This window comes from Aestuariivivens sediminis, assembly GCF_022662105.1.
Lineage (GTDB): Bacteria > Bacteroidota > Bacteroidia > Flavobacteriales > Flavobacteriaceae > Aestuariivivens > Aestuariivivens sediminis.
On the sequence record NZ_JAKMCP010000001.1, the window covers coordinates 14,654 to 33,017 of the forward strand.

17 protein-coding genes are annotated in these 18,364 nt (G+C 37.1%); 9 read left to right on the plus strand and 8 right to left on the minus strand.

The features are described from left to right. Positions 1–60: 60 nt before the first annotated feature. The 3 genes from rplI to rpsF are packed head-to-tail and all read right to left on the minus strand — an operon-like array spanning position 61 to position 1,176. Positions 61–525 (minus strand): 50S ribosomal protein L9, encoded by a 465-nt coding sequence (gene rplI, locus MR054_RS00030; protein WP_242086293.1) that lies wholly within the window; start codon positions 523–525, stop codon positions 61–63. Between the two features lie 13 nt (positions 526–538). Beyond that, positions 539–835, minus strand: coding sequence for a 30S ribosomal protein S18 (rpsR, locus tag MR054_RS00035; RefSeq protein ID WP_242086286.1), 297 nt, complete (start codon positions 833–835; stop codon positions 539–541). 2 nt (positions 836–837) lie between these two features. Then, positions 838–1,176 carry a 30S ribosomal protein S6 gene (gene rpsF / locus MR054_RS00040; protein WP_242086283.1) on the minus strand — a complete coding sequence of 113 codons (339 nt, stop codon included), beginning with the start codon at positions 1,174–1,176 and terminating at the stop codon, positions 838–840. Between the two features lie 194 nt (positions 1,177–1,370). Here rpsF and MR054_RS00045 point away from each other — a divergent pair, with 194 nt between their 5' ends. Beyond that, positions 1,371–2,066 carry a LytR/AlgR family response regulator transcription factor gene (locus MR054_RS00045; protein ID WP_242086280.1) on the plus strand — a complete coding sequence of 232 codons (696 nt, stop codon included), beginning with the start codon at positions 1,371–1,373 and terminating at the stop codon, positions 2,064–2,066. 33 nt (positions 2,067–2,099) lie between these two features. Here MR054_RS00045 and priA read toward each other — a convergent pair whose 3' ends face one another. From priA to nadC, 3 genes are all read right to left on the minus strand, one after another. Then, a complete protein-coding gene (gene priA / locus MR054_RS00050; RefSeq protein ID WP_242155032.1) occupies positions 2,100–4,553 on the minus strand; it encodes a replication restart helicase PriA in 2,454 nt (817 codons plus the stop codon). Between the two features lie 3 nt (positions 4,554–4,556). Beyond that, positions 4,557–5,495 (minus strand): YihY/virulence factor BrkB family protein, encoded by a 939-nt coding sequence (locus MR054_RS00055; RefSeq protein WP_242155033.1) that lies wholly within the window; start codon positions 5,493–5,495, stop codon positions 4,557–4,559. A gap of 79 nt (positions 5,496–5,574) precedes the next feature. After that, on the minus strand, positions 5,575–6,435 hold the full coding sequence (gene nadC, locus MR054_RS00060; RefSeq protein WP_242086271.1) for a carboxylating nicotinate-nucleotide diphosphorylase: 861 nt from the start codon (positions 6,433–6,435) through the stop codon (positions 5,575–5,577). A 124-nt stretch (positions 6,436–6,559) separates the two neighbouring features. Here nadC and rlmH point away from each other — a divergent pair, with 124 nt between their 5' ends. After that, positions 6,560–7,033: a 23S rRNA (pseudouridine(1915)-N(3))-methyltransferase RlmH gene (rlmH, locus tag MR054_RS00065; RefSeq protein ID WP_242155035.1), complete on the plus strand. Its 474-nt coding sequence runs from the start codon at positions 6,560–6,562 to the stop codon at positions 7,031–7,033. Between the two features lies 1 nt (position 7,034). Here rlmH and hpf read toward each other — a convergent pair whose 3' ends face one another. Both hpf and MR054_RS00075 read right to left on the minus strand, forming a co-directional pair. Beyond that, positions 7,035–7,334: a ribosome hibernation-promoting factor, HPF/YfiA family gene (gene hpf / locus MR054_RS00070; protein WP_242086267.1), complete on the minus strand. Its 300-nt coding sequence runs from the start codon at positions 7,332–7,334 to the stop codon at positions 7,035–7,037. A gap of 152 nt (positions 7,335–7,486) precedes the next feature. Then, positions 7,487–9,004 (minus strand): tetratricopeptide repeat protein, encoded by a 1,518-nt coding sequence (locus MR054_RS00075; protein ID WP_242155037.1) that lies wholly within the window; start codon positions 9,002–9,004, stop codon positions 7,487–7,489. Positions 9,005–9,143: 139 nt separating this feature from the next. Here MR054_RS00075 and MR054_RS00080 point away from each other — a divergent pair, with 139 nt between their 5' ends. The 7 genes from MR054_RS00080 to MR054_RS00110 all read left to right on the plus strand — a co-directional run bounded on the left by MR054_RS00080 (position 9,144) and on the right by MR054_RS00110 (position 18,339). Next, complete coding sequence (locus MR054_RS00080; RefSeq protein WP_242086614.1) at positions 9,144–9,731, plus strand: non-canonical purine NTP diphosphatase; 588 nt, start codon at positions 9,144–9,146, stop codon at positions 9,729–9,731. A gap of 53 nt (positions 9,732–9,784) precedes the next feature. Further along, entirely contained in the window at positions 9,785–12,004 is a 2,220-nt protein-coding gene (locus MR054_RS00085; protein ID WP_242155039.1) for a RelA/SpoT family protein, read from the plus strand. A gap of 25 nt (positions 12,005–12,029) precedes the next feature. Beyond that, complete coding sequence (locus MR054_RS00090; protein ID WP_242086254.1) at positions 12,030–12,482, plus strand: Fur family transcriptional regulator; 453 nt, start codon at positions 12,030–12,032, stop codon at positions 12,480–12,482. An 11-nt stretch (positions 12,483–12,493) separates the two neighbouring features. Beyond that, complete coding sequence (locus MR054_RS00095) at positions 12,494–13,765, plus strand: adenylosuccinate synthase (RefSeq protein WP_242086252.1); 1,272 nt, start codon at positions 12,494–12,496, stop codon at positions 13,763–13,765. A gap of 67 nt (positions 13,766–13,832) precedes the next feature. Next, positions 13,833–15,614 carry an OstA-like protein gene (locus MR054_RS00100; protein ID WP_242155041.1) on the plus strand — a complete coding sequence of 594 codons (1,782 nt, stop codon included), beginning with the start codon at positions 13,833–13,835 and terminating at the stop codon, positions 15,612–15,614. 6 nt (positions 15,615–15,620) lie between these two features. Beyond that, positions 15,621–16,799: an aspartate aminotransferase family protein gene (locus MR054_RS00105; RefSeq protein WP_242155043.1), complete on the plus strand. Its 1,179-nt coding sequence runs from the start codon at positions 15,621–15,623 to the stop codon at positions 16,797–16,799. Positions 16,800–16,950: 151 nt separating this feature from the next. Then, positions 16,951–18,339, plus strand: coding sequence for a tetratricopeptide repeat protein (locus MR054_RS00110; protein ID WP_242086246.1), 1,389 nt, complete (start codon positions 16,951–16,953; stop codon positions 18,337–18,339). Positions 18,340–18,364 lie beyond the last annotated feature (25 nt).

Below are 18,364 nucleotides of genomic sequence, written 5' to 3' on the forward strand. Positions count from 1 at the left end.
AAATAAAAAAAAAAGCTACTCAAAGAGTAGCTTATTCAAAATACTTTAGTATTATAATTTTTAACCCACCTGGGCTATGACTTCAAAAGGAAAATCGAAGGTTACTTCACGATGCAATCGAATAACCGCATTGTACTGTCCTAATCGTTTAATGTTTCCTCCGGTGATCGTCACGAACTTCTTATCGACCAAGTGTCCTTCCTTTTCGAAAGCCTCTACTAAATCTGCTTTCGTAACAGAGCCAAACAACTTATCTCCGGCTGATGCACCTTCAGTAGCCTTGGCCGCAATTCTAATTTCCAATGCCTTAATAGCCTCAGCCATTTTATGGGCATCATCAATAATTTTCTTTTCTTTAAAAGCTCTCTGTCTTAGATTTTCTGCCAAAACCTTCTTGGCTGATGGCGTCGCTAATATAGCCTGTCCTTGAGGAATTAAATAATTTCTACCATAACCGTTCTTAACTGTTACAACATCGTCTTTAAATCCTAAATTTTCAACGTCTTGTTTTAATATAAGTTCCATTGCTATCGGTATTTTATTTTAATAAATCTGCTACATAAGGCATTAAAGCCAAGTGGCGCGCTCTTTTAACAGCTACAGATACTTTTCTTTGATACTTTAATGAGGTTCCCGTTAAACGACGTGGTAAAATTTTGCCTTGCTCGTTCACAAACTTTAATAAGAAATCCGGATCTTTATAATCGATATACTTTATACCAGATTTTTTGAATCGACAGTATTTCTTTTTCTTATTTGTTTCAATGTTTAGAGGAGTTAAATATCTAATCTCTCCGTCTTTTTTTCCTTTTGCCTGTTGATCTATTGATGCCATAATTAAGCTTTTACATTAAGTTTTTCTCTTCTTCTTTCTGCCCAAGAAACGGCATGCTTATCTAATTTTACAGTAAGGTAACGCATAAAACGCTCATCGCGTCTAAACTCCAACTCCAGTTGGTTTATAACATCGCCTTCAACAGTGAATTCAAACAAATGGTAAAAACCACTTTTCTTGTTTTGTATGGGGTAAGCTAATTTTTTTAAGCCCCAATCTTCTTTGGCTACCATCTTTGCCCCTTTAGAAACAAGAAAATCTTCATATTTCTTTACTGTTTCCTTTATCTGGTCTTCAGATAAAACGGGATTTAAGATGAAAACAGTTTCATAATGATTCATAAAAATATATTTTAGTATTAAAAATGGGTGCAAAAATAACCAAATATTTTATATATTGCAAGTGCAACCTAACTTATTACAGCCGTCTTTTAAATGTTAAATTTTTGTTAAATTAAGCAGTTAATCGATGATTTTTGGTTTTTACCCGAATTTTTCGTACTATTGTCGATACTTAACCGAAATATTAAAATGTTATGACTTTAAACTGTGTAGTAGTAGACGACTCGGCAATCCAGCGTCTCTCGATAGTAAAGCTGGTGGAAAATCATCCGGCACTTAACTTAATTGCAGAGTACAGTAGTGCTCTCGAAACTAAAAATGGTTTAAATACCCACCAAGTAGACCTTATCTTTTTGGATATTGAAATGCCCGTTCTTAATGGGTTTGAACTTCTGGATGTATTAAACAACAAGCCTCAAATTATCTTTGTAACCGGGAAAACCGAGTATGCGTTTAAAGCATTTAATTATGATGCTACGGATTACTTGCACAAGCCTATAACCAAAGAGCGGTTTAACACGTCTGTAGAGAAAGCCTTAGAGCAGCATAAACTTAAACTAGACTTTAATGAAGAAGAAGGTGAGCACATCTTCGTAAAGAGTAATCTTAAAAAACGTAAAGTCTATATCAAGGACATTAAGTGGATTGAAGCGCTTGGAGATTACGTGAAATTGGTAACGGAAGAAACCAGTTTAGTGGTATTATCTACCATGAAGGCCTTTGAAAAAGAACTACCGGAAAATAAATTTTTAAGAATCCATAAATCATATATTGTGAATCTGGATAAAATAGATCGGTTTAACAGTAAAAATGTGGAAGTGGGCGCTTATGAAATTCCATTAAGCAGAAATAAAAAAACCCAATTGGTAGACGCTTTAAATAACATTTAGAGATTTTGTAAATAATCCATAATCTATCTCTCACTAAAAGTTATCGACATTTAAAATAATTTTAACCGACCGAAATTCCTTTATACTGAAGAAGCTGTTATTCACCTTAATAATGGCTTCTTTTGTTTTTGATAAGGATTGCCCTTGAGGAATCTTTATTAATATATTTTTATAAAACTGATTTCTTATTCGGGAAACTGGTGGGGATTCCGGACCTAAAACATATTCAGTGAAAAGTTGTCTCAAAGATTTGGCCAACCATTGAGATGCTTGCTCTACCCTATTAAAATCCCTGTGTTTTAAAGTTATTTTTATAAGTTTATAAATTGGTGGATACTTATAAGTATACCTGTCATTCAACTGTTCATTAAACATCTCTGTATAATTATTGGTGGAGACCTGCTGTAAAATGGAATGATATGGATTGTAGGTTTGAATGAGTACACTACCCCGCTCATCCGTTCGGCCTGCGCGTCCCGCAACTTGCAACATGAGCTGGAAACTACGCTCATGTGCTCTAAAATCCGGGAAATTCAACATGGTGTCGGCGTTCATGATTCCAACAAGTTTAACATTCCTAAAATCCAATCCTTTGGTAAGCATTTGCGTCCCTACTAAAATATCGATTTCCTGTTGTTCTAAAGCGTTAATTATTTTGTCGTATGCATACTTACCGCGGGTGGTATCTAAATCCATACGTGCCACTTTGTACCCCGGAAACAGGGTTTTTACTTCTTCTTCAATTTGTTCTGTACCAAAACCTTTAGAATCTATATCCGAACTACCACATGCTTCACAATTAAGGTGCATCGCGGTATGATAACCACAGTAATGGCATCGCAATTGATTTTTATATTGATGATAGGTTAAACTCACGTCGCAATTAGGGCACTGAGGGGCATGTCCACAGATGGTACACTCTATAATTGGTGAAAACCCCCTTCTATTCTGGAACAAAATTATTTGTTGACCTTCATTTAGCGCATCCCTCATGGCCTCAATAAGTGTATCGCTAAAATGACCTGTCATACGTTTTCTCTTGTATTTATCCTTTAAATCCACCAACTGAATTTCCGGCATTAAAACATCATTATAACGCTTGTGTATTTCTGCAAAACCATACTTATGCTGTTTAACGTTAAAATAACTTTCCAAACTCGGCGTCGCGGATCCCAAAAGGGTTTTGGTCCGATGCATATTAGCCAACATTATTGCCGTGTCACGCGCATGGTATCGAGGTGCTGGGTCAAATTGTTTATAGGACAGTTCGTGCTCTTCGTCAATTATAACAAGTCCTAAATTACTAAATGGTAAAAACAAGGAAGATCTTGCACCAATGACAATTTGTGCTTTGGGTGCCTGTTTTAACACATTATTCCAAACCTCAACGCGCTCATGAGAACTGTACTTCGAATGATACACCGATATGCATTCACCAAAGTAACGCTGTAATCTGCTAATAAGCTGGGTGGTTAAAGCAATTTCTGGCAGTAAATACAGTACTTGTTTGCCACTGCTAATACAATCTTCAATCAATTTCGCATAAATTTCTGTCTTTCCCGAAGAGGTTACACCGTGAAGTAGCGTCACATTTTGGGTTTCGAAGGCCTTTTTTACAGCATCCAGGGCCTGTATTTGACAGGTATTGAGCAACTTGGTTTTTAACGTATCTTTACCGGAATATTGAATTCTGTCGGTTTGTATATGATATTCTTCGAGGACACCTTTATCTATCAATGTTTTAATAATGGAGGAAGACGCCCCGCTTTCATTTTTTAAATTAAAAACCGTTACCGGCTTTTTTGTTTTTCCCACTAAAGAAAACAAGGTTAAGACGACCTCTTTTTGCCTGGGAGCGCGACCAAGAGCGTCCAATAACTGTTGCAATGCGTTTTCAGTGGTATAATTGGAGCCTAATTTTACATAACGTACCAGCTTGGGTTTATACTTTTCGTAAACTTCCTCTTCAAGATGAACAACTCCTTTTTCTATAAGCCTATTTATCACAGGGAATACCTGTTTTTTATCCAAAATCCCCATTACATCCTGAATTTTCAATGAAGACTGGTGCTGTAAGGCTTCGTAAATCAGAAATTCTTCATCCTCCAACATATGTTCTTCTATTGGAAAGCCTTTATTTTTCACAATTCTGGTTTCACTTTCCAAAATAAAAGCACCGGGCAGGGCTGCTCTCATCACATCTCCTAAAGTGCACATGTAATAATTTGCTATCCACTCCCAAAGTTCCAATTGCAATTCATTGACCAAAGGTGTTTCATCCAAAATTTGATGTATCTCTTTGGCCTGATATGCCGTGGGTGGCAATTGGTGGATCCTGGCTACAATACCCGTATAGATTTTAGATTTTCCAAAAGGTACGGCCACGCGCATTCCTCTTTTTATGAATACTGCCTCAGAAGATGAAATACTATACGTAAATAGTTTTTGAAGCGGAACCGGAATGATGACATCAATAAAATAGCCCATAAACTACCTCCTTTTGCGAAGTTTATTCAAAGACGCATTTAATTCATAACCCAATAATAGAATATTTGCGTTAAGCCACATATAGAAAAGCAGTATCAACAAGGCCCCTATAGAGCCATATAACTTATTGTATTGTCCAAAATTTTCAATATAGACCCCAAATAAATAAGACGTTAGCATAATAAGCAATGTAGTAAATAAAGCCCCAATGGAAAAGAATTTCGACTCCCGCCCTTCTTTGGTCCCAAAATAATACAGGGTCGCCGTTGCAATATAGATCATAATCACAAAAAAGACATATTTAGCAACGTCAAACCAGAACACCTCATCCGAGTCTAAATAACCTTTGTTATTAAGAACATCTACTAATTCCTTCACAACATAGATTTGAACATACCCTAATACCACAATAGTGACAATCAATAAAAAAACTAAAATCAATGCGATTCCAAGGGCATACAAATATTGCTTAAAAACATTTCGGGTCAATTGTTCATGATAGGAGTTCTCAAAACCGGAAAATATGGCATTTACACCATTTGCCATCAAGGCAATCGACAAAACCAAAACAGAGGACAATAGGCCTCCCCGCTTTGAGTTTTCGATGTTTTTAAATATGTTGTCAAAGAAAAAATCGGAAGTACTTGGAGGCAAAAAAGATTCCAAAAAGGTCATGAACTCATTTTGGAAATTAGCGACAGGTATCTCAGGAATGATAATAATAATAAACAGCAGAAAAGGAAACAAGGCGGTAAAAAAACTAAACGCAATGGCACTGGCTCGCGTCGTCAAAGCACCCTTGACAATACCCGTAATATAAAGCTCCAGTAAATCGTAAAAGGATAATCCTTCAAGACCCGGTAATTTAATTTGCTTAAAAAAGCGAACGATAACATTTAACACAGGAATCTTTTCAAGATTATCTTCGATAGGCTTGGTCATTAAAATAGAATTTGCTTTTAGCTCGTATTATATATGCAATTTATATAAATTTAGCTAACAAATTCGTGATAAAAATTAATTAATTAACGGCTTTTAAACTGAGGTCCATATTATGAACAGAATGGGTCAAGGCACCACATGAAATATAGTCCACACCGCATTCAGCATAATGCCTAATTGTCGCCTCGTTAATATTTCCCGAAGATTCGATTAAGCATTTATCCCCAATTAACTTTACGGCTTTTCGGGTATCTTCATAATCGAAATTATCCAATAAGATTCTGTAAACCCCTTCATTTCTTAGAATTTCTTCTACTTCCAATAGATTTCGCGCCTCGATCATAATGAGCAGATCTTTTCCTGTATCTTTCAGATATTGTTTGGTCATTTCAATGGCTTTCGTAATCCCTCCTGCAAAATCGATGTGATTATCTTTCAACATGATCATATCATATAAAGCAAACCGATGGTTTTCTCCACCCCCAATTTTTACAGCCCATTTTTCCAAAACACGAATTCCCGGTGTGGTCTTTCTGGTATCCAGAATCTTAGTTTTGGTTCCCTTTACCAGATCAACGAAAAGCCTCGTTTTGGTTGCAATCGCACTCATGCGCTGCATAGCATTTAATACAGTACGTTCTGCTTTCAAAATGGATTGCGAAGGACCTTCAACGTACATGACAATATCCCCAAATGTAACCTCCGTCCCATCTTCTATAAGTACCTCTAATTTTAAACTCTTATCCACGTAAGCAAAAACTTTCTTTGCAAAATTAACACCTCCAATAATGCCCTTATCCTTAACAAGAAGTTTCGCTTTACCCCTCGCCGTTTCCGGTATACATGCCAAAGAACTATGGTCACCGTCTCCAACGTCTTCGTTTATAGCACTGGAAATGATGCGCTTTATCTCTGAATCAAAGTGCTCCTGTGTAATCATATTTAAATATTTGATGCTAAAATAAGAAAATGCTTCACGAAATTATATGATAAATTTGTCAAATTTTCAAAATTCATAAAGATAAAATATATCATTGCTAAAATGTAAACCTTAAATTTGTATTATGACAATAAAACTTCTTGGTATTGGAAAAACAGACAAAAAGGAACTGGATGCCTTAATTGAAGATTATACGAAACGGCTAGGCTTTTATAACAAGTTTTCATTCCAGATTATTCCGGATATAAAAAAGGTAAAAAACTTATCGGAAAAGCAACAAAAGGATCAGGAAGGGGGAGCAATTTTAAACCTCATCAAACCTACTGACACCGTCATACTTTTAGATGAAAACGGGCCACAATATACTTCAGTCGGATTCTCCGATTACCTACAAAAACATTTAAATTCTGGCATCAAGCAGCTTGTTTTTGTTATTGGAGGACCCTATGGCTTCTCCTCCGACGTATACCAAAGAGCCAATGGCAAAATAGCATTATCTAAAATGACCTTTTCCCACCAGATGATTCGGCTTTTCTTTATTGAACAGTTATATAGAGCATTTACAATATTGAGGAATGAACCCTACCACCACCATTAATCTAATGTTTAATAAAAGTGTGCTTTCGCTTTTTTAATTGAATCTCCAAATCCTTGATGGTTTTCTTAACTGCATTTTCAAATGTACTCTCATTAGAGGTAGCAAAAATTCTAGGACCCGGAGCACTTAATTCAATTTTACAAATCTTACCGTTTTGATCTGCATTATGCTCAATTTCAAAACAGACTTCTGCGTTGATCAGCCAATCGTATTTTTTATTTAACTTATTTAATTGCTTGGTCACATAAGCGTTCATCGCTTCGCTCGTTAACATGTGAACGTATTGAATATTAATGGTCATATTAATGCTATTAAGTTATTAAGAATATGCTCTAAATATAGTAAAGTTTGAAAACCCCTAATCTAATAAAAATCATTTTAGGATAAAAAATTAAACTCAAAAAAGAAGGCGTATTCAATTCGTCCTTGCTTTACATGGTTCTGTGATGGTCCTTAAACTTGTAGTTCTTTAATTCGTTCAGTGGGTATTAATCTTTTTGGGCCCCGTTTTAAAGCTTCTTGATATAGAACTTTGGCTTCTTGATATTTGCCTTGTGATTTTAAAAACTGAGCATATAATTCTTTAGTTGGAATAATGATATCAGGTGGCCCATAACTGTATGACACATTTTCCTCAAATTCTACAGAATCCTTTAACAAACCGTCTGTCTTGTCATAATCATTATTTAGCCAGGCCTGAAGACCCAGTAATTGTACTTTCATAACATGAGCTCGTTTAACATCCAATCTATTTGGTAATGACCGATCCACAGAAGCACATAAGCTACTTCCATTGCTTATATTATCGACTAATACTGATTCTTTATCTATCTCAGCTGACAATTCATTTATGGTGGCATCTAATGTCTTTTTATCTTTGCTGTGGAACGCTTTCATCCCTTCAATAAAGTAATTCTGGGCCTTTACGGAAATATTAATGCCCGTAACATCGATCGCTATATCCGCGACAGGATGTTCCCAAAGGCCAGACTCCGCCAGGAAGGTCCCTTTTAAAAACAAAAGATGTACATTAGCTCTTTTGGATGGTTTTTCATTACAAAACCGTTGCATGTCCCAAACCATTTTTTCAGCTTCAGCAATTTCCCCTTGTTGCAAGTAGCCATATTGTAACCAATGATAGGCATGATAACCCCGGGCGTCATTGTCCAATCCTTTTTCCTCCATTCTTTTAATACTTGCCGCATAGGAATCAATATTGGAAGATACCACCTTATCCCACATCCCTAAAGCAACATAAATGTGCGATGGCATGTGAAGTGCATGACTGGCATCTGGAGCAACCTTTGCGTAAGAATCGGCAGCATCCAATGCCAAATAGGCATGGTTAGGATCGTCGTAAGAATGTATCAAATAGTGAAGCGCTCCTGGATGCTGTGAATTTCTTTCTAAAATTTTGTTTGCAATCAGAGCTCCTTCACCATAGATGGAATCATTTCTGCCCTCGGCAACAGATCCCAGCAAGGACAGCGAATAAAAGGCGGCTACCTCATTTTGATTGGGATATTTATGATATAGTGATTTCATGTGCTCCATATAGGCTTTGTCCCGTTCTTTCTTTGGGGTTTTAGCCTTGTAGAGGACGCTCACCGCCTGTAAAAGATCTCTTTCAACAGGATTCAATGGGCTTAAATCCAATTGTGCTATCTTGTTCACCACAGTAATACCATCCTGATAATCTTGTTCTCTCCAAAGACTGTGATTATAAGTCATCGCCTCTCCCCAATAAGCCATAGCCATATTAGGATCCATTTTTTGGGCATCGATAAACGCCTCCCTGGCATCATGGTATTCAAAACTATGTAATAATAATAGTCCCTTCTCAAAAATCGGGAGCGCTTCTTCCTTACCTGTAACTTTAAAATCCACAATTCCTAGATAAACAGGCTGCTCTTGTTTATTTTTACAAGAAATTGCAATCATACATAAAAGCACCATGACAAAATGTTTCATAACTTGACTATATTTAGACCATTAGAATTCTTATTGTTTTAAAGATACATAATATTTTTATCGGAAATCAACTGTGCATTAAGATAATTGACTTTCCGTTTTCACAGACTAAATTTAATCCTAAAACCCTTTTAGATTGATAACACTGGTATTCGCGACTAACAACAGTAACAAAATAAAAGAAATTCAGGCATTACTGCCCTCACATATCAAACTCTTAAGCTTGAAAGATATAGGCTGTTTCGAAGAACTCCCTGAAACTCAAAACAGTATTGAGGGTAATGCCAGGCAAAAAGCTAACTATATAAAATCACATTACGATTATGACTGTTTTGCGGATGATACCGGACTGGAAGTGGAGGCACTCGACGGGGCTCCCGGTGTCCACTCGGCGAGATATGCAGGAGAACATTGCGATGATCATGATAATGTAAACAAACTGCTGATGGATTTACAGGATTGCAATCACAGAAATGCACAATTTAAAACGGTAATAGCTTTACATGTAAATAATGACCTATTGCTCTTTACTGGAATTTGCCGCGGACAAATAACCCGAAACAAACGAGGCGAAAATGGTTTTGGCTATGACCCCATATTTATCCCCAATGGCTTTAAAGAAACGTTCGCTGAGATGAATTTAAAGGTAAAAAACAGGATTAGTCATCGAGGTAAAGCCATGCATGAGCTTATCGCCTATTTAAATACCACCAATACTACCCCCTAGTCAAAAAGAAAAAAAGGGTTGCTAGTTTATTATCTTTATGCTAATTTTAATATATGACTGAAGAAGCAATAGAAAAGGAAAATATAGCCATAACCAAGGCTTACAAAGAATTACTAAAGGTTAGTTATCGCATACTGTCAAAAGAAGATAAACAATTAATCCGGAAGGCCTTTGATGTTGCCCTGGACGGGCATAAGGATCAGCGTAGAAAATCCGGTGAAGCTTATATTTTCCATCCTTTGGCAGTTGCTAAAATTGTGGCTCAGGAAATAGGATTGGATGCCACGTCCATAGCGGCAGCCTTATTACACGATGTTGTTGAAGATAATGAGGCCTATTCCATAAATGATATTGAACAACTTTTTGGTGAAACCGTTGCCAAAATAGTAAATGGATTAACTAAAATTTCATCCCTTAGTAAAGAACAGGATATGGATGTGTCTTTACAGGCTGAAAATTTTAGGAAAATGTTACTTACCTTAAATGACGATGTGCGTGTCATCATTATTAAAATTGCGGATCGTCTTCATAACATGCAAACCATGGATGTAATGCGAGAGGATAAACAGGTTAAGATCGCATCCGAAACGCTTTACATTTATGCTCCATTAGCGCATAGAATTGGACTCTACAATATTAAAACCGAATTAGAAGACCTTGGCTTAAAATATACCGAACCCGAGGTGTATAATGATATTTTAAATAAAATAAAGGACAGTAAGGAGGAACAGGACAATTATATTGCACAGTTTAGTGATGTTATTAAAAACTCATTGGACAAAGAAAATATGGAATATACCATAAAGGGTAGACCCAAATCCATATTCTCCATTAGACGGAAAATGGTAAAGCAAGGGGTTTCCTTTGATGAGGTATACGATAAATTTGCCATTAGGATCATTTACAGGAGCGACGAGGTTAATGAAAAATTTCTGGCCTGGAAAATTTACTCCATTGTCACCGATCATTTTCGTCCCAATCCGACACGTTTGCGCGATTGGATTTCATCTCCTAAATCGACGGGTTACGAGGCGCTTCACATAACAGTAATGGGACCGAAAGGGCGATGGGTGGAAGTCCAAATTCGCAGTGAACGCATGAATGAAATTGCCGAAAAAGGGTATGCGGCACATTACAAATACAAGCAAGATGATGAGAAAGAGGATACCTTAGAAAGCTGGATCAATAGGTTACAGGAAGCATTGGAAAATCCACATCTCAATGCTGTAGATTTTGTTGAACAATTTAAACTCAATCTATATTCACAGGAAATATTCGTTTTTACCCCAAAAGGGGAGCTCAAATCCTTGCCAAAGGGTGCCACAGCATTAGATTTTGCGTTTAGCATCCATACCGAAGTCGGCATGAAAACCCGTGGTGCCAAGGTTAATGGTAAACTAGTGCCTTTAAGTCAAGTTTTACACAGCGGTGATCAGGTAGATATTTTAACCTCGGAAATTGCCAAACCAAGCACAAACTGGTTGGATTATGCGACCACTGCCCGGGCTCGGAGTAAAATTAAATCGGCCTTAAAAGAAGATAAAAAGATTATTGGAGAAGATGGAAAAGAGGTTTTAAGGCGAAAGTTAAAACAACTTAAAATCACCTTAAATGAGCAAACCGTGAATGATTTGGTTCGCTATTTTAAGTTGAAAACCAGTCTCGATTTATTTTATCGGGTTGGGATCGGTTCCATAGACAATAGCATGCTCAAGGAATTCGCAGCCTCCAGAAGCAATGCCTTTGTAAGTTATATAAAAAATAAAATTTCCCGAAAACCAACTATTAGCAAGGAAGAGATTGAAAAAGATGAAATCACTTCAAAATACGACTCCCTTGTATTTGGTAAGGAAGAGGAGAAATTGGATTACAAATTAGCCAATTGCTGTAATCCCATTCCCGGAGACGATGTATTTGGTTTTTTAACCGTTTCCGAAGGGATTAAGGTTCATAAAAAAAATTGTCCCAATGCACTAAGTCTTCAATCCAATTACGCCTACCGAATTATTCATGCCAAATGGATTGATTCTACCCAGCAGGAATTTTTAGTAAAAATTGAAGTTTCAGGAATCGACCATTTAGGGCTCGTCAATGAAATAACCCAGATCATCTCATCCAACATGCATGTCAATATGAAAAGCCTTAATTTTGAAAGTGACGACGGGGTATTTTCAGGTCGAATTTCGGCCATTGTTAAAAACAATACCATGTTAAATAAATTAATTGAAAAACTTAAAAAAATTAATGGTATTGATAAGGTTAAAAGAGTATAAAAAAGATTAAATTTGCCACGAAATTATGAGCACGAATTCCGATACAAAGAATCAGGACATTGTTAAAAGTGTATTTACCAACTTCTTAGAAGCTAATGGGCATCGAAAAACACCTGAACGTTATGCTATTCTTCAGGAAATTTACAATAACAATGAACATTTCGATATAGAATCTTTATACTTAAGTATGAAGAATAAAAAATACCGGGTTTCAAGAGCAACACTGTATAATACCATTGAATTGCTTTTAGAGTGTGGATTGGTAAGAAAACATCAGTTCGGGCAAAATCAGGCACATTATGAAAAATCCTATTTCGACAGGCAACATGACCATGTCATTCTAACCGATACCGGAGAGGTTATTGAGTTTTGTGACCCAAGAATTCAATCCATAAAAAAAACCATCGAAGAAGTCTTTGATATCGAAATTAATACACACTCACTTTACTTTTACGGAAACAGAAAATCAACCAAATAACTTAAATTATAATGGCAGTAGATTTACTACTAGGATTACAATGGGGCGACGAAGGCAAAGGAAAAATTGTTGATGTTCTCACCTCCAAATACAATATTATCGCACGTTTTCAAGGAGGGCCTAATGCGGGGCACACCCTTGTTTTTAATGGTAAAAAACATGTGTTGCACACCATCCCTTCAGGAATTTTCCATGATAATGCAACCAATTTAGTCGGAAACGGGGTGGTTATCGATCCTGTTATTTTTAAAGGAGAGCTGGACAAGCTGGAAGAGCAACATATTGATTATAGAAAATCACTTCTTATCTCACGTAAAGCCCATATTATCTTACCCACCCACAGGTTATTGGATGCCGCCAGTGAAGCGTCAAAAGGAAAAGCCAAAATTGGTTCTACCCTTAAAGGAATCGGACCGACTTACATGGATAAAACGGGTAGAAATGGAATCCGCGTCGGGGATTTGGAGTTAAGAGATTGGAAAGAACGCTATCGCGCTTTGGCAGATAAACATGAATCCATGATTGCCTATTATAATGTCGATATAGAATACAATTTGCCGGAGCTTGAAGCAGAATTTTTCAAAGCGGTTGAGGTACTGAAATCAATCCCTTTTATCGATTCTGAAGAGTACATTTACCAGGCACAAAAATCGGGCAAGACTATTCTGGCTGAAGGTGCCCAAGGCTCCTTGCTTGATATTGATTTTGGTACGTATCCTTATGTGACGTCCAGTAATACTACCGCTGCCGGAGCCTGTACCGGATTAGGGGTTTCGCCCAATAATATTGGTGATGTTTTCGGTATTTTTAAAGCGTATACCACTCGTGTTGGCTCGGGTCCATTTCCTACCGAACTATTTGATGAAAATGGAGCAACCATGTCTAGGGTAGGACACGAATTCGGTGCAACAACAGGACGTCCAAGACGTTGTGGATGGTTGGATTTAGTGGCCTTAAAATATGCCTGCCAAGTCAATGGAGTCACACAGCTCATGATGATGAAAGGGGATGTGCTTTCAGGATTTAAAACACTAAAGGTTTGTACCGCTTATAATTACAAAGGCGATATTATTGAACATTTACCTTATAATATCGAACCCGAAAACGTACAACCTATATATACAGAGTTTAAGGGCTGGAATGAGGATTTAACCGCAATGACTGAAGCATCCGAATTGCCAAAACCTCTTAATGATTATATCGATTTCTTAGAAAAAGAGCTGGAAATACCAATTACTATTGTATCGGTTGGTCCGGATAGAAAACAGACCATATTTAGGTAAAAATCATGGTTTGCATGCGTTAAATTTCAATATATTCAACATTATTTTTGCTGTAAAGAACCACAAATTGAATACATCATTTAAACTTATCTTATTCCTATTATTCAATATAATTTTTATTTTTTCTTTAAAGGCCCAAGAAAAAAAAAGAATTGAAATTGAGCAAGCCGGAGCGATAACTATAGATGAAGCCAATTTCCCGGGAGCAAAAATCATAACCCGTGATGATAGAGGTCAGGTACACATTACCCATGAGAACATTACCATGTGGTGCGACAAGGCGATTCAATATACCAATGACAATTTTATAGAAGCCTACGGACATGTTAAAATGATACAGGGTGATACCATTAATATGGATGCCCAATATGTGGAATACAGCGGTAAAACGCAATTGGCATTTGCAAGTGGTGAGGTCTTGTTAACCACTCCGGATTCCGAACTCAAAACAGACACTTTATATTTCGATCGCATTAAACAACAGGCCTATTACCGATCGGGCGGTACCGTTGTTAAAGACACCTCAGGGACGATTACCAGTAAAATTGGCAGATATTATATGGAACTTAAAAAATATAAGTTTGTCCAGGATGTCGTTTTGATCAACAAAGAATCTACCATAAACACAAATTATTTTGATTTCTACGAAGATACAGGGCATGCCTATCTCTATGGCCCGTCAACCATTACCACACCAGAAAGTAAGACCTATTGTGAAAAAGGATTCTATGACACCAATACAAAAATTGGATATGCGGTAAAAAAGGCCAAAATACATTACGATAACCGTATTGTTGAAGGGGATAGTTTGTATTTTGACAACAATGAAAGCTTCGCGTCAGCAACCAACCATATCAAGGTAACGGACACGCTTAATAATAGCATCGTTAAAGGACATTACGCCGAGGTTTACAAGGCAAAAGATTCCGTGTTTATCACCAAGCGTGCCCTTGCCATAACCTTACAGGAAAAGGATTCCATATACATCCATGCAGATACCCTTATGGTAACCGGTAAGCCTGAAAAACGAATTACACGGGCCTTTAGAAATGTAAAACTCTACAAAACGGATATGAGCGGTAAGGCCGATTCCGTTCATGTTAACCATGAAATTGGACTCACGCAAATGATCAATATTTCCAGACGTTCCGATTTGGATCAATTTACGACGAAACGGAAACCGATACTCTGGAACATCAAAAACCAAATAACCGGAGATACCATTCACTTAAAATCAAATCCTGAAACCGAAAAGATCGATTCTCTCATTGTCTTCGAAAATGCATTTGTGATTAGCAAAGATTCACTTGGCGCGGGCTATAATCAGATTAATGGCAAAACACTCATAGGCTTGTTTAATGAGGATAATGATTTGTATCATGTGGATATTTTAAAAAATGCGCAATCCATTTATTACATGCGGAACGAAAAAAATGAACTTATAGGAATAGACAAGTCTAAATCCGGAAGTATCCAAATAAGCATTACCAACCGAGAAATCGAAGAGGTAAGAAAGCTGAACCAAATTGACGGTAACATATATCCCGAATCCATGTTCCCCGACAACGAAAAGTTTCTTAAAGGCTTTGATTGGCGTGAAGAAGAACGCCCTTTAAGTGTTGACGATTTATTTAAAGACGACCCTCCTCCTAACCTAACTACGATTAAAGGTCTGGAGGACTATGTTCCCCAGGAAGATTTCTTTGACGATACCATGTTAGAACGTATTGAAAAGGCGGATAAGGAATCTGATAAAACTTCCCCTGAGGAAGCCAAGGCCTCTAGAAATATCCCACAGGATATCAGGGATAAAAGGATTCCAGAAGGTCCTAAAAAAGCCGTTAAATAATTAGGGATGATATCGAATTTCCTTAAATATCAAGCTCAAACGAGTCCAAATCCATTAGGGATGGAAATTTCCCATGCTTTGGGATCTTATATTTATGATAGTAACAATATCCCATATTTGGATTTCGTTGCCGGTGTTTCGGCTTGCCCTTTGGGACATAACCATCCCAAAGTAACTACGGCTATTAAAACGCAACTAGACCGCTATATGCACGTTATGGTATATGGTGAATATATATTGAAACCGGCGGTCGACCTCAGCAAATTACTTGCTGAAAACCTACCCGATAATTTAGAAAAAACCTACTTGACCAATTCAGGAACCGAAGCTATTGAAGGCGCCATAAAATTAGCCAAACGGGCTACTGGTAGAAGCGAACTTATTGCGGCCCATAAAGCCTACCATGGCAATACCATGGGTGCCATGAGTGTCATGGGTTTTGAAGAACGCAAGCAAGCCTTTAGGCCTCTAATTCCTGATGTTAGATTTATCGAGTTCAACGACAAAAAGGATTTAGAACACATTACCAAAAACACAGCCTGTATCGTTTTGGAAACCATACAGGGTGGTGCAGGATTCATTGAACCAAAGGACGGATACCTGGAAGCCGTTCGATACCGCTGTAACCAAACCGGAACTTTACTCATATTAGATGAAATTCAGCCGGGTATGGGAAGAACAGGTAAACTATTTGGTTTTGAACACTACGCGTGTGTTCCCGATATTTTAGTCATGGGAAAAGGTCTTGGCGGTGGTATGCCCATTGGGGCGTTTACGGCATCCGGTGAAGTCATGGACACATTACAAGATCATCCAAAATTGGGACATATAACCACCTTTGGTGGACACCCGGTTATTGCTGCATCTGCATTGGCGACACTTCAGGAAATTTTGGGCAGTGACTTAATGCAAAAAGCGCTGGAAAAGGAAGCCTTGATTCGAAAAATGCTGGTTCACCCATTAATTGAAGAAATAAGAGGTGTCGGCTTAATGCTGGCATTAATCATGTCCTCCAAGGACCTGGCAAATACGCTTATTTTAGAGGCCCAAAAGCATCGACTTATTCTTTTTTGGTTACTTTTTGAACCCAGAGCAGTACGCATTACACCACCTTTAACCATATCCAATCAGGAAATCTTAGAAGGATGCCACATCATTATTGATATACTAAATCGTATCAAATAGATTTCAAATTATTGAATATCAACACAGAACACCTTATCGCTAACCACCATACCGGAATGTTCATTACTTTGTTAAAAACATTTGCCAATTCAACTTTTTAAAAAAGAATAGAACCTTAAATTTATTGAAGTAGAACTTTACTATTGTGCCTATGGAGTTTAGTCATAACGACAACAACAACTTGCCACTTTCTAAATTCGAATCGATGTTAAAAACAAACCATGTGTTGTTTTTCGATTCTGAAGAATTTGAAAACATCATCCACCACTATTTAAATCAAGGTAAAATAGCCTTAGCAAAAAAAGCTATTAAACTTGGTTTGGATCAACACCCAACCTCAATTAACCTGAGACTGTTTAAGGCAGAAGTGTATGTTTTTGAAGATAAGCTTTTAGAAGCAGATGAACTCTTAAATGAACTCTATAGTTTGGATCCTGCCAATGAGGAAATCTATATCCAAAAAGCCAACATTTTATCGAAAAAGGATGAACACCAAAAAGCGATTGAGGTTCTAAAAAAAGCATTGGAACTCACTGATGATGTGGTAGACATTTATTCGTTGATTGGCATGGAGCATTTATTTCTTGATGAGTTTGAAAATGCCAAAACCTATTTTATGAAGTGCATGGAGGAGGATATGGATGATTACTCCGCCCTGTATAACATTATTTATTGTTTCGACTATCTAAACCAGCACCATGATGCCATTGAATATTTGAATATATTTCTGGATAGAAATCCTTATTGCGAAGTGGCATGGCATCAATTAGGCAAACAGTACATGGAACTTAAAAAGTACAAAAAAGCATTAACCGCGTTTGATTTTGCCATTATTTCCGATGACACTTTTATTGGCGCCTATTTGGAACGCGGTAAAGTATTGGAAAAACTAAAGCATTACCATGAAGCTATTGAAAATTATAATATCACCCTTAAACTAGATGACCCAACGTCCTTTGCGCTATTACGCATTGGTGGTTGTTATGAAAAGTTGGGCAATACGGATTTAGCCGTTCAATATTATTACAAAACGGTGCATGAGGACCCCTTATTGGACAAAGGCTGGATAGCGATTACAAAATTTTACAACAAAAATAAAAATTACCAGAAAGCCTTGTATTATATTAATAAGGCCATTAATATAGATTCAGAAAATGTGACCTATTGGAAACTGTATGCACAAATTAACCAACGCTTAAACTTTTATGAAGAAGCAGAGCGGGGCTATAAAAAAACCTTGGAATTAGGGAACTACGAATTAAACACCTGGTTGTCAAGAGGTGATTTACTGATTAAACTGGGGGAATTGGAGGCATCCGTTTACAATTTTGAACAAGCCGTAGAGTTTTATCCTGAAAATCCCGAACTGGAATATCGCCTGGCAGGCTTGTATTTTGTGCTGAATGAGAATGCCAAGGGTTCATTTCATTTAAAAAATGGGCTTTGTCATAACAAAGACTATGCATTCATCATAGAAGAACTTTTCCCCGAACTAATTGATAAAATCCAAGTTAAAAATTTGCTAAAGGCAAATCTATAATCTATCCTTGCATTAAAATACATAT

What these genes read in the sequence shown, in the direction of transcription:
- rplI (WP_242086293.1), bottom strand. Translation starts at nt 525, where the DNA reads ATGGAACTTATATTAAAACAAGACGTTGAAAATTTAGGATTTAAAGAC.
- rpsR (WP_242086286.1), bottom strand. Translation starts at nt 835, where the DNA reads ATGGCATCAATAGATCAACAGGCAAAAGGAAAAAAAGACGGAGAGATT.
- rpsF (WP_242086283.1), bottom strand. Translation starts at nt 1,176, where the DNA reads ATGAATCATTATGAAACTGTTTTCATCTTAAATCCCGTTTTATCTGAA.
- MR054_RS00045 (WP_242086280.1), top strand. Translation starts at nt 1,371, where the DNA reads ATGACTTTAAACTGTGTAGTAGTAGACGACTCGGCAATCCAGCGTCTC.
- priA (WP_242155032.1), bottom strand. Translation starts at nt 4,553, where the DNA reads ATGGGCTATTTTATTGATGTCATCATTCCGGTTCCGCTTCAAAAACTA.
- MR054_RS00055 (WP_242155033.1), bottom strand. Translation starts at nt 5,495, where the DNA reads ATGACCAAGCCTATCGAAGATAATCTTGAAAAGATTCCTGTGTTAAAT.
- nadC (WP_242086271.1), bottom strand. Translation starts at nt 6,435, where the DNA reads ATGATTACACAGGAGCACTTTGATTCAGAGATAAAGCGCATCATTTCC.
- rlmH (WP_242155035.1), top strand. Translation starts at nt 6,560, where the DNA reads ATGACAATAAAACTTCTTGGTATTGGAAAAACAGACAAAAAGGAACTG.
- hpf (WP_242086267.1), bottom strand. Translation starts at nt 7,334, where the DNA reads ATGACCATTAATATTCAATACGTTCACATGTTAACGAGCGAAGCGATG.
- MR054_RS00075 (WP_242155037.1), bottom strand. Translation starts at nt 9,004, where the DNA reads ATGAAACATTTTGTCATGGTGCTTTTATGTATGATTGCAATTTCTTGT.
- MR054_RS00085 (WP_242155039.1), top strand. Translation starts at nt 9,785, where the DNA reads ATGACTGAAGAAGCAATAGAAAAGGAAAATATAGCCATAACCAAGGCT.
- MR054_RS00090 (WP_242086254.1), top strand. Translation starts at nt 12,030, where the DNA reads ATGAGCACGAATTCCGATACAAAGAATCAGGACATTGTTAAAAGTGTA.
- MR054_RS00095 (WP_242086252.1), top strand. Translation starts at nt 12,494, where the DNA reads ATGGCAGTAGATTTACTACTAGGATTACAATGGGGCGACGAAGGCAAA.
- MR054_RS00105 (WP_242155043.1), top strand. Translation starts at nt 15,621, where the DNA reads ATGATATCGAATTTCCTTAAATATCAAGCTCAAACGAGTCCAAATCCA.
- MR054_RS00110 (WP_242086246.1), top strand. Translation starts at nt 16,951, where the DNA reads ATGGAGTTTAGTCATAACGACAACAACAACTTGCCACTTTCTAAATTC.